Here is a 13,751-nt window from a genome sequence, read left to right as displayed (position 1 = left end):
TGAGTTTTTATTTTAGCAGTTTTTTGAGAATTTTACAATTGACTAAATGTTTAAGATAATGTAAGATATTTATACTGATCCAGCAAAGGAGGAAGGAATGAAAGGAAAAAGCTATTCAGAGATAATGCGATTTTTGGAAAAGTATGCTGATACGAAAGCACAGAGGATTTATCTTTGGGAAGGTGATCAGAGAAAGTGGTATGATTATTTCGAAGTAAGCAGATATTTGTTCTTAAGCCTTCCTGATTCATGTGTTACTAGCTCTTTGTGTACTGATATTGAGAATTTGGAAATACGGAAGCATGTGGCAATTGCAAAGCATTGTTTTAAGACTGCTAGAAAATTTGCAGGTAGGCGAAATGTGAATCAATATTTGCAAAGAGTAGAAGAACATTTGATTAAAGCAAAGAAACTTTTAGAGCAAGTCGGAATATCTCAAGCGGAATTTGATAGGCTGTGGAGACGTTGATCTTTTCCTAAGTATTACTTAGGATTTTTTTTGCCTTTTTCTTTGATAATTTTAGCTAATTCTTTGACACTTTGACCTGAAATTTTCATTTTTTGTTTGCGGTTTTCTTTTTCTTTAGCTTTTTTTTCGAGATCTTCTTGAATTTGGATGTGATTGTTATTAGGCATAATTTTAGAATTTACGTTTTATGTTTTTAATTGGCGAAGGTCAGGAGACCTTCACCAGCCGAACATTTTTTACAAACTTCGTTTAATTAGCTGAGCAACTTTTTTGTTCGAGGCTTTGGTTAATTCATCTAAGCTTGCTTTTTTAATATTTTCAACATTGCCAAATTTTAAAAGCAATGCTTTTTTGTATTTTGGTCCTAGGCCATTTACTTCATCTAAGCTTGAACCAATTGAAATTTTAGAATGAAGTTTTTTGTGATAGGTGATGGCAAAACGATGAGCTTCATCTCTGATTTGTTGGAGTAAATGAAGCTCTTTTGAATCTCTTGGTAAATTGATTGGCTTTTCAGTATTTGGAGTATAAATTTCTTCAAATCTTTTGGCTAAAGAAATCAGAGAAGTTTGCCAATTATGGTTGCTTAAAATTTCTAGAGCCGCGTTGATTTGAGGTTTTCCGCCATCAATAATTATTAGATCTGGACTTGGCCAGTCATTATGGACTCTTCGATCTAAAACTTCTTTAATCATCGCAACATCATTTGGTTGGAAAATTGTTTTAATTTTGAATAGACGATATTCTTTTTTTGCTGGAAAACCATTTTCGAAAACAACCATTGAACCAGTTGCTTGTTTTCCTTGAATATTGCTGATGTCATAACATTCAATTCTGTTTGGTGTAGTTTCTAGATTTAGTATTTTTTGAAGATTTTTTAGAATTGAAATTTTTTCGCCAATTATAGATCCATCAAATTTTCGTTTTGTATATTCAATGGCATTTTTTACGCCTAGATCAAGCATTTGCTTTTTTTTGCCGATACTTGGAACGATAATTGTTAATTTAAGCCATTTTTCAATAAGATCCTGGTCATTAATTGTTTCTGGTAAGATTAATTCTTCTGGTCGATCCAATTGTTTTTGATAATATTGCTTAATGAATGATTCTAATAATTCAGAATCATTAGAATCAAAATTGGCTTTGAGAGGAAAATTTTCTTTGCCAATTAATTTTCCATCTCGGACAGTAAATAAATTAATAATAAATTCATTCTCATGCCTAAAAAGAGAAATATAGTCTTGATTCTCTTGTTTTGGCGAAATGACAATTTGTTTTTTGATAATTGTCTTGATATCAGAAAGGCGATCTCGTAGCTTTGCTGCTTGTTCAAAATTTTTGTTCGCTGATGCCTGTTTCATTTTTTCTTCAAGATCATGAGCTATTTGATTTTGTTTGCCTTTCAAAAATAGCTCGCATTGGCGAATGGTTTGATCGTATTCTTCTTTGGTAACTTTGCCAATACATGGAGCAAGGCATCTTTTGATGTGATATTTTAAACAAGCTCGCTGTTCAAATTTTTTGTTCAGGCTTTTAGCACAATCTCGATACTTAAAAACCTTTTGTAGTAGATCCAAGGTTTGATTTACAGCATAGCCATCAGTAAATGGACCAAAATATTGAGCTGGTCCTTTTTCTATTTTTCGGACTTGATAAATTTTTGGAAAATCGTCTTGATAGTCAATTTTGATATATTTATAATTTTTGTCGTCTTTAAGCAAAACATTATATTTTGGATGATGCTGTTTGATTAAATTTGATTCTAATAATAATGCTTCTAACTCATTGGTGGTTAAAATATAATCAAGATTTTGAGCTTGATCAAGCATTTTTATTTTGTCTAAAGCAAGTGCATTTTGATTTTGGAAATATGAATTTAGTCTTTTTTTGAGATCTTTTGCCTTGCCAACATAAAGAACCTGTTTTTTGGAATCTTTAAAAAGATAAACACCAGGTTTATTAGGAATATTTTTTATTATGGCTTTGTTGACAGGCATAGATATATACATTATATTGTATAGATGGATATTTATCTAGATTATTTTTGTTCTTTGACATTTTGAATTTTTGTGAGAATCTTGAATTATGAATTAAGAATTATGATCCGAAACAGAAACAGAGGAGGAGGTGGAGCATGCTCTGGATAGAAGCGGATTTAGTTGAAATTGGCTTGATAAAAAGATTGTTAAATTTTGGAAAAGAAATTGAGATTTTTGCACTTGCAAATGGTGATAGAAACTTGGCAGTAGAAAGCATACGTCTTTGGGAATCCCTAAGAAAAATTGTTCTTCCTATTCGGTCAGGATGCACATCAGTTGACTTGTCTTTCCTATTTGGAATTGCAAAAGTATCGTCCTTAAATGTTGTATCTGCATGTAAGAGATGGTCATTGCAAAAAAGAGGTTATGAACTTTTGGGCTTCAGATTGCAGGAAGATGGGCTAGTGATTGTAGAAAATCAGGATTTTACTGGTTTTGGTAGTTGTAATTGGCGAGTATTCAGAATCGGTGACAATGGTTACAGCGTTTGTGTCCATGTCAAAGGAACAGTTTCAATTTGGAGATTCTTTGTTGAGACAGAAAATGAAAAATTGATATTGAAAAAGAAGTTGGCTTTTTATTCCAAAGATAAAAGGATTTTTAGAGGAATAGATAGATTGAGACAAGCATTGGTCAATAAACCAGGAATTGATAAAGAAGATATTGAGTTATTGGCTGATTCAATATATACTTGTTATAGGAATATTCAAGTTGTATTGATTGATTCCGATGGTCTTGCGGCAGACACAAGCCGCAATGTTGCTCCCTAAGAAAGAGAAGGAGGGAGCCACTTTTTAGCTTCCAAAATGGAAGCGAAAAAAATGTAGAGAACAAGATCGTTTTACAGCGATCGTTTTCGAGAACGGAGGAGAAAGAAAGACAATGACTGCACATTACGGTTAGACCCAAGTGGGTCTTTTTGTTTGCTTTAAATTAAGGATTTTTGTATAATAATATGTTAAAGAATTTGATGCCTGGTTGTTTAAAATTTCAATTTTTGGTGAGCATTGATGTAATAAAGATTTAAGTAAGTCTTTTACGCGGAAATATACGGATTTTATGCGGAAAACGCAGAAAATGGAATTGTGAATAATAATGAATATGAGTAAAATTAGTGGTAAAAGTTTTACAAATTATGTTTATTTAACAAATAATTTGGTATAACTTTAAATTATAAATGAAAAATATGTACAAAACTAATGTTGGCAATCGAAACAACACTTTTGGCAAAGGAATTTTATTTGGATTTATAATTGCGACTATTTTGTTTGGAATTATTTTTTTGTTTAGCAAATGTGGAAAAGGCGAAGATGAAATTGCAAATGAAAATAGTGAAAATAATTCTTCAGAAATATTAAGGCCTAATGATTCTGTTGTTAATAATAATGAAAATTATATGGCTTTAAATTCTAATGTTAATAGCACAAATGAAAATTCTAATGTTAATGAATTAAATAAAGAAGATGTTAGCGGAAAAGAATATTCTGACACTTTTAATGGACAGAAATTTGCTTTTACTGTTTTGGATGGCTGGAAAACAGATGAAACAGAAAGAAATAAAGTTGGTTTGGTTGATTTGGCTGATAGTTCGACTAATAATAAAGGAAATATCGTTTTTACATTTAAAAGCAATAAACAAAGTTTTGATTTTGAAAGATTTTATGATGGATTAAATGATGTTAATTATTTTTCTGATTCTTCTGGCGGTTTTGATAAATTAAAAATAAATGGTTTGGATGCTTATAAATTTAAAAATGTGGCTGGCTATTCAAATTCAACTGTAATTTCGATCAAGACAAATGGCGGTTATGTTGAAATTTCTGATTTGAGCAATAAATATCAAAGTGACGGTGTGTTTGATCAGGTTGTGCAATCGTTCGTGGTTAAGTAACTAGTAATGAGTAATTAGTAACTAGAAAATAACGACTCGTTTGATTTAACGAGTTGTTTTATTTTTACGTATTAGAACGTCGGAGCGTCGGAGCGTAGGAACGTAGGAACGTCGGAACGTCGGAAGTCTGACGTTCTGACGTTCCGACGGTCTGAAGCTCCAAAGTTCATTCTGTAAGCTTGCAACTATTGAAATAATTGGTTATAATTACCACTAACGTTTTAGATTTAAGAATAAATTTAATTATTTATGAAGAACGACAAAATCGTAATTAAAGGCGCGAGAGTCCATAATTTAAAAAATATTGATGTTGAGATTCCAAGAGATAAAATGGTGGTAATTACTGGTATTTCTGGATCTGGAAAATCATCATTGGCTTTTGATACAATTTATGCTGAAGGTCAGCGAAGATATGTGGAAAGTCTTTCTGCTTATGCTCGACAATTTCTTGGAGTAATGGATAAACCTGATTGCGATCGAATTGATGGAATGAGTCCAGCGATTTCAATTGATCAAAAAACTGTTTCGAAAAATCCAAGATCAACTGTTGGAACAATTACGGAAATTTATGATTATTTAAGATTATTGTTTGCGAGAATAGGAAAACCGCATTGTCCAAAATGCGGAAGAGCAGTTTCAAAACAAACAATAAACCAAATTTTGGATCAAATTTTGAAATTAAAAAAAGGAACAAAAATTAACTTATTGGCGCCAATAATTTCAGATAAAAAAGGCGAACACAAACATGTTTTTCAAGAAATTTTGAGAGCAGGATATGTTCGAGTTCGATTTGATGGTCAGATTTATCCAATGGAAGAAGCTTTGGATATGGATGTTGATAAAAATAAAAGACATAATATCGATGTTGTAGTTGATAGAATTGAAATGACAGGAAATAGTGGAGATAAAATTAGAGTCGCTGATTCATTAGAAACAGCATTAGATTTGGGAAATGGAATTGTAATTGCAAATTTGGCTAATGAAAACAAGGATATGCTTTTTAGCCAATTATTTGCTTGTCCAAAATGTGGAATTAATTTAAGAGATTTGGAGCCAAGAAATTTTTCTTTTAATTCTCCTCATGGAGCATGCAAAGAATGTACTGGTCTTGGTACGAAGCTTGAAGTAGACGAAAATTTAGTGATTCCAAATAAAAAATTGACTTTAGCGCAAGGCGCAATTCGTCCTTGGTCTTCTTCTGTTTCAATGAGACAGACTTGGTTTTCTAGAATTCTTGAGGCATTGGCTGAAGCTTATGGCTTTTCTTTGGATGCACCAGTCAAAGATTTGCCAGAAAAATATTTAGAAAAAGTTTTATATGGCACTGGCGATAAATTAATTGAAGTCAGTGATGGAATGAAGACAGTTAAAACAACTTTTGAAGGTGTTCTTCCTAATTTAGAAAGAAGATATAAGGAAACAAATTCAGATTATATTAGATCAGAGATTGAAAGATATATGAGGATTCAAGTTTGTCCAAAATGTCATGGCAAGAGATTAAGACCTGAAGTTTTGGCAGTAAAGGTTTTTGAAAAATCAATTTCCGATGTGACAGAAATGACAGTTGATAAACTTATTCCTTGGTTTAAAGAATTACAAAACGAAAATATTTTAAGCGCTAAAGATTTAAAAATTGCCGGACAAATTGTTAAAGAAATTGGCGATCGTTTAAAATTTTTGCAAAATGTTGGTTTGGAATATATTACTTTAGATCGAGCAGCTCATACTTTGTCTGGCGGTGAAGCGCAAAGAATTAGATTAGCAACTCAAATTGGTTCTGGCTTGGTTGGCGTTGTTTATATTTTAGATGAGCCATCAATTGGTTTGCATGCTCGTGATAATGATCGTTTAATTGCAACTTTGAAAAATTTGAGAGATATGGGAAATACAGTAATTGTTGTTGAACATGATGAGCAGACAATTTTGGAATCTGATCATGTGATTGATATTGGACCTGGTGCTGGAAAACATGGTGGTGAATTAATTTTTTCTGGAACGCCAACTAAAATTAAGCAAGATAAAAAATCTTTAACCGGATTATATTTATCTGGAAAAAAGAAAATTGAGGCGCCAACAAAATATCACAAAGGCAATGGCAAAGAATTGAAAGTAATTGGCGCATCTGAATTCAATTTGAAAAATATTGATGTTACGATTCCATTAGGAAAATTTGTTTGCATTACTGGCGTTTCTGGATCTGGAAAATCAACTTTAATGGATGAGATTCTAGGCAAGGCATTGGCTAATAAATTTTATGGAGCAAAGGATTTGCCAGGTGCTCATAAAAAAATAGAAGGCATTGAAAATATTGATAAAGTAATCAGAATTGATCAATCGCCAATTGGCAGAACTCCAAGATCAAATCCAGCAACTTATACTGGAGTCTTTACATATATCAGAGATCTATTTGCTGAAACTCCAGAAGCAAGAATGAGAGGCTATAAAGCTGGAAGATTTAGTTTTAATGTTAAAGGCGGAAGATGCGAGGCTTGCCAAGGCGATGGATTGGTAAAAATTGAAATGCATTTCTTGCCTGATGTATATGTAGAATGTGAAGAATGCAAAGGACAAAGATATAATAAGCAAGCATTAGAAATTCATTATAAAGGAAAAAATATTTCTGAAGTTCTGACAATGACAATTGATGAAGCAATGATGTTCTTCAGACATATTCCAGCTTTAAAACAAAAGCTAGAAATTTTGCAAGATGTTGGTTTGGGATATTTGCAATTAGGACAATCAGCAACAACATTATCAGGTGGTGAAGCACAAAGAATAAAATTAGCAACTGAATTATCAAGACGAGCAACTGGCAAAACTTTGTATATTTTGGATGAACCAACAACTGGTTTGCATTTTGAAGATGTGAATAGACTATTGAAAGTTTTGAATAGATTAGTTGATAAGAAAAATACAGTATTAGTTATTGAACATAATTTAGATGTAATAAAATGCGCAGATTGGATTGTTGATCTTGGACCAGAAGGCGGAGATAAAGGCGGAGAAGTTGTGGCATCTGGAACACCGAAAGATGTCGCTAAAATTAAAAGAAGTTATACAGGACAATATCTTAAACGAATTATAAATAACTAATATTCGGAAATTCGGATATTCGGAAATTGGCGTGTTAAATTTGTTAGACTGGTTAGATTTGTTGAGCCGATAAAATTAGTAAAATAAGTAAAATTAATAAAATTGCTTCATTGTTTGATTTGATTTTTGATAAGTTCTTTGGACAACAGGAAAAAGGAGGAAGGGAGATGAGTGATTATCAAAAAGAATTTGAAAGATTAATGGAGCCATTAGTGCCTTTGGATTTGATTGCGGTATCTGATAATCATAAGCCGAGAATGCATATGGGAGGAGGTTCGGTGGTTGAAATTCGAAGATTAGTTGTTCGGTATAAGAAATTTTGGTTGGAATTGAAACAGAAGATAGCGCATCGGTTTCAGGAATTTGATTCGCAAATTGTGGAATTTGTGGTTTTGGCTGATAAAATGACAGAAGGTGATGGTTTGCCTTTGGGAGATATAGTGGAAATTCAAGATTGTGGTTGGCATTTGTTTAGTTTTGATGAAATTTTTACATTGATTGCTTTGGAATTGTTTAACCCTTGGCCGGAAAAGGAGGAAGAGAGATGAAAGTACTAGCAACTGGAAATTTGGCTAATTATGTTGATTTTGGAAATTTTTTGGCAGTTCAAGGAATCGAGTTTGCTCTAAGCACATATGATAATTTTCTTTCAATGCTTAAGTTTGTGAATCCAGATGTGGTGATTATTGATGAAAATGGAATTTCATATGCACCAGAAACGATTGCAATGTGGTTGAAAATGCTCAAGTATGAAAAAACTGTAAATGTTGTTTTGTATTTACCGATTGATTTTCCTGAACGAGCTTTTCAGATTATTGCTGAACGAGTTTGCAAAAGTTATCCTGATCTTTTGGTTAGTGAAAAAGTTGAGGTAGTGAGACGAGTAGTAGGAGTTTCGAATGTGAAGCAAATGCTCGAAGTTTGTAGAACGATTAGTGGATCACGGACTTCATTTTTGACAAAGTTAAAGAAATCCGAAGAAGTTGCAGTTGCACATTTTGAAGATTGATGTTATTTGATATTTAAGACCAGTTTTGGTCTTTTTTTTGTTAATAAAAAAAGACCGTAATTGGTCTTAATCAGAAAGAACGATTTTTTTGTTGGAGATGTAATAATCATAAAGAGAATAGAGAATAACTGCTGCAACAAGCCATTGGACATGAAGAAAGTAAGGTACGATGTTAAAGACATTGTTAATCTTGAAGATATAGAAAAATACAATCAAACAGGAATTCCAAGCAAGAACATGACACTTGATTTTGCCGATAATTCTTGCAGAAAGAACAATGCCAGTAATGAGGCTTTTGTAGCGGATACAGACGACAGCGATCTCTCGACTGATCATTAAAAAGAGCAACCAAGGATTGGCAAGTTCAAGTTGGATCAAGCAGTAATAGACTGTGCCATGCCAGAAGGCATCGCTCAATGGATCGAGCAATTTTCCCATTTTGCTGACTTGATTATATTTTCTGGCGACATAGCCATCAAGAATGTCAATGATTTCTGAAATAATCATTAAACAAAGAGCAATTGGCATCGCGATTTTGTTGCCTGGCCAAAAGTAAATGATAAAGAATAAAATTGCTGGAAAAAATGTCATTCGTGAAATTGTCATCTTGTTGGCAAGCGTCATTTTTTCAGACATTTTTGTTCTTTCCTCCTCGTTTTTGGGTGCAAAATCGTCAGATTAGATTACCATTATTGCTTTGTTTTTGCAAGAAAATTTGGTAAAATATAATATAATACGAATGATACGAATTTTATGCAAATCTACGAATATGCGAATACTTTCTTCAAACTAAATATTAATTATTATGCTAAATAACAAGATCGCGGACATGTTTGATGAAATCGCGGATATGTATGCAATGAAAGATGTGGATTTTAAACCAAGGGCTTATCAAAAAGCAGCGGTGTCTTTGAGATCTTTGAATCGCGATGTAAAAGATATTTATATAGAAGGTGGGTTGAAAGCTTTAAACAATATTTCTGGAGTTGGAGAATCTTTGGCTATCAAAATTGAAGAAATGATTAAAACTGGCAAGATGAAAGATTATCAAAAAATGAAAATAAAGATGCCAGCTCATGTAGAAGAAATGACAGCAATTGAAGGAGTTGGGCCAAAATTAGTTCAAGAAGTGTATAAAAAATTAGGTGTTAAAACTTTAAAACAATTAGAAGATGCAGCTGAAAAAGGAAAGATAAGAAAATTGAAAGGCATGGGCGAAAAAACTGAAGAGAATATTTTATCAGGAATTAAATTTTTGGAAAAAAATAAAGGCAGAAAATTGTTAGGTGATATTTTGCCTTTGGCAAATGATATTAAGCAAGATTTGATCAATTTTACCAGTGACAAACAAATTGAGATAGTTGGATCAATAAGAAGAGGCAAAGAAACAATTGGTGATATCGATTTATTAGCGGTTTCAAAAGATACTAAAAAATTAGTTGATGCTTTTTGCGGTTTACAACAAGTCGAAAAAGTTTATGCAAAAGGACATGATAAAGCTTTAGTGCGACTAAAAATTGGAATTGATTGTGATTTGCGAGTTTTTAAAAAAGAAAGTTATGGAGCAGGATTATTATATTTTACTGGTTCAAAATTGCATAATATTAAGTTGCGAGAAATGGCAATGGCCAAGAATTGGACATTAAATGAGTATGGATTATACAATGTTAAAAGTCTAAAGTCTAAAGTTAAAAGTAACGAAACGAAAACTAAAATTGCTGGCGAGACTGAAAAAGAAATTTATGAAAAATTTGGAATGGATTATATTGAGCCAGAATTGCGAGAAGATCGTGGCGAGATTGAGGCTGCTTTAGAACATAAATTGCCAAAACTTGTTGAGAGAAAAGATATTTTGGGAGTTTTTCATGTTCATAGTAATTATAGTCTTGATGCAACTGGTAGTATTTCCGATATTGTTGAAAAGGCAAAAAAAATGGGATTAAAATATTTAGTTATGGCTGATCATGTTGGTAATTTGAAAATTACGGCAAAAATGGAAGAAAAAGATATTCTAAATTATATTAAGGATATAAAAAAAATAAATAAAAAGTTGTCTGGTTTTAAGGTTTTATCTGGAGTTGAAGTTAATATAATGAGAGATGGCAAGTTAGATGTTTCTGATAAAATATTAGAAAAGCTTGATGTTGTGATAGCTTCTATTCATTCTGTTTTTAAAATGTCAAAAAAAGAAATGACTGATCGCATAATTAAAGCAATGGAAAATAAAAATGTTGATATTATTGGTCATCCAACTGGAAGATTGTTAGGAGCAAGAGATGAATATGCTTTAGATATTGAAGAAATTATAAAGGCAGCAAAGAGGACAAAGATTTGTTTGGAAATAAATGCATTTCCGGATCGATTAGATTTAAATGATTCAAATATTAAAAGTGCAATAGAACATGGTGTAAAATTAGCAATTGGTGTAGATTCGCATAATGTTAATCAGCTCGATGTTTTGGATTTTGGGGTGATAACTGCTAGACGTGGGTGGGCGGAAAAAGCGGATATTATTAATACGTATTCAGTTGAAAAATTGTTAAATTATTTTGAAAGAAAATAGTTTTTTATTTTTAGATAAGTAAAATAAATTAAAATTTAATGCAAGATTTGGAAAGAGCTGTTTTGTCGGCTATTTCTTATTATGATATTTTTGAGTATCCACTTACAAGTTGGGAAATTTTTAAGTGGGGATATGATAGAAAACAGGAAACAGAAAACAGGAAACAGAAAATTAAATTATCAGAAATTAATAACATTTTAAGCAATTCTGAAAAGATAAAAAATATTTTATGCCATAAGAATGGATTTTATTTTTTGAATGGACGAGAAGAGATTGTGGAAATTAGAAGACAAAGATATTTGTTAGCGCAAAAAAGATGGAAAAAGTTGCAAAGAATTACGACAATTTTGCAAGTTGTGCCATTTATAAAAATGATTGCTGGTTGTAATAATTTATTAATTAATAATATCAAGCCTGAATCTGACATTGATGTTTTTGTAGTTGTAAAATCTGGCAGAATGTGGATGACTAGATTTTTGTTGACAAGTTTAGTTAGTTTATTAGGGCAATGGCGACATAAAGATCGAATTTCTGGAAAAATTTGTTTATCATTTTTTGTGACTGACGATAATTTGAATTTAGAAAAAATTGCAAAAAAGCCTTATGATATTTATTTAAATAATTGGGTTTTGCTTGCTGCACCACTTTTGGATAGAAATATTTATTCAAAATTTATGCAAGAAAATGGCTGGGCAAAAAATTCGATGCCAAATGCTTTGGAATACTTGCCTGTTGGATATGAAAGAAAAATTAAAAAAATATTATTTTTAGATTTGATCAGAAATATTTGCGAGAAAATTTTGGGAGGAAAAATTGGTAATGAATTAGAAAAAATCTTTCGAAAAATTCAGATAAAAAAAATGAGAGGAAAGGGATTGGATGTTATTATTTCGGATAAGATGTTGAAGTTTCATGAAGTTGATAGACGGGATCAATTTCGAGAAGAATTTGAAATTAATTTGAAGACAGCGATTGGAAGCTAAAATTTTTTGTGTCATTCTGAACCGCAGTGAGGGATCCCGAAATTTGATGCAAAGTACGGGATTCTTCGCTGGTTAAATTTATTAATATTAATAAATTTAACCAGAATGACAGTAGTCATTTAAAATGAAAGTAAAATTAGTAAAATAAATAAAATTAATAATTTATAATTAATTTTTATAATAATATGAAAAAAATAATTGGTGGTTTTATTATGATGGTTGGATTATTTTTGGGAAGTTTTTGTATGGCTGCGAATTTGGGAGATACTTGGACGAAAACTGCAAATTTAGATGGTGTGACAACTGTTTATTGTTTGGCTCAAGGAATTGATGGAGCAATATATGCTGGCACTTATCCTGATGGCGATGTTTTTAAATCTATTGATGATGGATTAACCTGGTCAAATACAGGTGATTTGTTGGATGCTACTGGAGTTCATTCTTTGATGGTTGATTCTGAAGGTTCAATTTATGCTGGTACTTCTCCAAATAGCGATTTATTTAAATCTACTGATAATGGGTCAACCTGGACAAAATTAAAAACATTTGTTGGCGGATCGAATGTTTATAAAATTATTCAAACAAGCAATGGAAATATTTTTGCAGCGACAGATAAAGATGGCAATATCTATAAATCTGAAGATGCTGGTTTAAATTGGCAAGATACAGGCAACTTAGCAAATGCTGAAAATGTTTATACAATTATCCAGACTCAAAGCGGAAATTTGTTTGCCGGAACTTTTCCAAATGGCAGAGTTTTTAAATCTGTTGATTTGGGGAATAATTGGACAACAGATGGAACTTTGACAAATGCATCTTATGTTGATAGTTTGCTCGAAACAGCAAGCGGAGTTTTGTATGCCGGCGCAAGAGGCGATAGTAATGGCAGAGTCTATCGATCAATTGATGATGGCCATACTTGGGGATTAACAGCTGACCTTGAAAAAGCACAAATAGTTGAACATTTATTGCAATTGTCTGCAGGATCAATTTTTGTGGCTACTGCAAGCAGCGGAGATATTTTTAAAACTGTTGATTCAGGACAAGTTTGGACAAAAACAGGTATTTTGACTGGCGTTTCTTGGGCGTATAACTTACTTTATACAACAAATAATTCTTTATTAGCAGCGACAAACAATGGAGTTTTTAGAACTGTCGGTGATCAGCAAATTGGCAGTGATAAAAAAGAAAATCAAGATATTGATCGAGAAAAATTATATGATGGAGATAAAAATCAGCCAATAATTGGCAAGGATGTGGTGATTGTTTTTCCACAATTACCTCCAAGTCCAAAAAAATATTATATTAAAGTTAAAAAAGTTAATAAAAGGCCTATTGTTTTAATAAAGAAAAAAACATTGCCATATTATTGGAAATTGACGACAAATTTGAAATCGAAATTTAAATTAAAAATTAAATTTAAATTTAAAAATAGCGAAGTCAGATTATTAGATCAATCAAAAACTTTTGTGTATAAAAAGAGTAAATTAAAATTGGTCTTCAGAAAAGGCAAAAAATCAAGAATTTGGGAAAATATGAATAATGTGGTTTATAAAAAGAAAAATAGTAAGTTTGTCGCAACCTTTACTTATTTTCAGAAAACAAAGAATTATTTTGCGATAACAATGCGATAATTTTTCTCGAATAAAATCTCGAATGTTTCTAATGCTTCTCTAATAAAAAAGACGAGTTATATCTCGTCTT

General features: G+C 31.7%; 12 protein-coding genes. 9 read left to right on the top strand and 3 right to left on the bottom strand.

Annotated elements, in window-relative coordinates; genetic code table 11:
- Positions 1-97: 97 nt before the first annotated feature.
- Positions 98-469, top strand: coding sequence for a hypothetical protein (locus WC663_04095; protein MFA6296511.1), 372 nt, complete (start codon positions 98-100; stop codon positions 467-469).
- 14 nt (positions 470-483) lie between these two features.
- On the opposite strand, the gene WC663_04090 is transcribed toward WC663_04095, so the two are convergent.
- Together WC663_04090 and uvrC are read right to left on the bottom strand one after the other, a co-directional pair.
- On the bottom strand, positions 484-636 hold the full coding sequence (locus tag WC663_04090; GenBank protein MFA6296510.1) for a hypothetical protein: 153 nt from the start codon (positions 634-636) through the stop codon (positions 484-486).
- A gap of 69 nt (positions 637-705) precedes the next feature.
- On the bottom strand, positions 706-2,466 hold the full coding sequence (gene uvrC / locus WC663_04085) for an excinuclease ABC subunit UvrC (GenBank protein MFA6296509.1): 1,761 nt from the start codon (positions 2,464-2,466) through the stop codon (positions 706-708).
- A 137-nt stretch (positions 2,467-2,603) separates the two neighbouring features.
- Between uvrC and WC663_04080 the strand changes: the two genes are divergently transcribed.
- The 5 genes from WC663_04080 to WC663_04060 all read left to right on the top strand — a co-directional run bounded on the left by WC663_04080 (position 2,604) and on the right by WC663_04060 (position 8,501).
- A complete protein-coding gene (locus WC663_04080) occupies positions 2,604-3,278 on the top strand; it encodes a hypothetical protein (GenBank protein ID MFA6296508.1) in 675 nt (224 codons plus the stop codon).
- Positions 3,279-3,694: 416 nt separating this feature from the next.
- Positions 3,695-4,399: a hypothetical protein gene (locus WC663_04075; GenBank protein ID MFA6296507.1), complete on the top strand. Its 705-nt coding sequence runs from the start codon at positions 3,695-3,697 to the stop codon at positions 4,397-4,399.
- A 249-nt stretch (positions 4,400-4,648) separates the two neighbouring features.
- The gene (uvrA, locus tag WC663_04070) at positions 4,649-7,492 is read left to right on the top strand and encodes an excinuclease ABC subunit UvrA (GenBank protein MFA6296506.1); all 2,844 of its coding nucleotides are present in this window, start codon (positions 4,649-4,651) and stop codon (positions 7,490-7,492) included.
- Between the two features lie 167 nt (positions 7,493-7,659).
- Positions 7,660-8,040, top strand: a complete 381-nt coding sequence (locus tag WC663_04065) for a hypothetical protein (GenBank protein MFA6296505.1) — start codon at positions 7,660-7,662, stop codon at positions 8,038-8,040.
- A complete protein-coding gene (locus tag WC663_04060) occupies positions 8,037-8,501 on the top strand; it encodes a hypothetical protein (GenBank protein MFA6296504.1) in 465 nt (154 codons plus the stop codon). The genes WC663_04065 and WC663_04060 overlap by 4 nt, the downstream gene beginning before the upstream one ends.
- Before the next feature lie 66 nt (positions 8,502-8,567).
- Here WC663_04060 and WC663_04055 read toward each other — a convergent pair whose 3' ends face one another.
- The gene (locus tag WC663_04055; GenBank protein MFA6296503.1) at positions 8,568-9,137 is read right to left on the bottom strand and encodes a CDP-alcohol phosphatidyltransferase family protein; all 570 of its coding nucleotides are present in this window, start codon (positions 9,135-9,137) and stop codon (positions 8,568-8,570) included.
- Positions 9,138-9,306: 169 nt separating this feature from the next.
- On the opposite strand from WC663_04055, the gene polX reads away from it, so the two are divergent.
- From polX to WC663_04040, 3 genes are all read left to right on the top strand, one after another.
- A complete protein-coding gene (gene polX / locus WC663_04050; protein MFA6296502.1) occupies positions 9,307-11,064 on the top strand; it encodes a DNA polymerase/3'-5' exonuclease PolX in 1,758 nt (585 codons plus the stop codon).
- Between the two features lie 38 nt (positions 11,065-11,102).
- Positions 11,103-12,047 carry a hypothetical protein gene (locus WC663_04045; GenBank protein MFA6296501.1) on the top strand — a complete coding sequence of 315 codons (945 nt, stop codon included), beginning with the start codon at positions 11,103-11,105 and terminating at the stop codon, positions 12,045-12,047.
- A gap of 185 nt (positions 12,048-12,232) precedes the next feature.
- Positions 12,233-13,681: a hypothetical protein gene (locus WC663_04040; protein MFA6296500.1), complete on the top strand. Its 1,449-nt coding sequence runs from the start codon at positions 12,233-12,235 to the stop codon at positions 13,679-13,681.
- Positions 13,682-13,751 lie beyond the last annotated feature (70 nt).

The organism is Patescibacteria group bacterium, assembly GCA_041662665.1.
Lineage (GTDB): Bacteria > Patescibacteriota > JABMPQ01 > JABMPQ01 > JAQVVF01 > JAQVVF01.
Note: the sequence above shows the minus strand (reverse complement) of the source record. Positions and strands in the feature narration are given on the sequence as shown.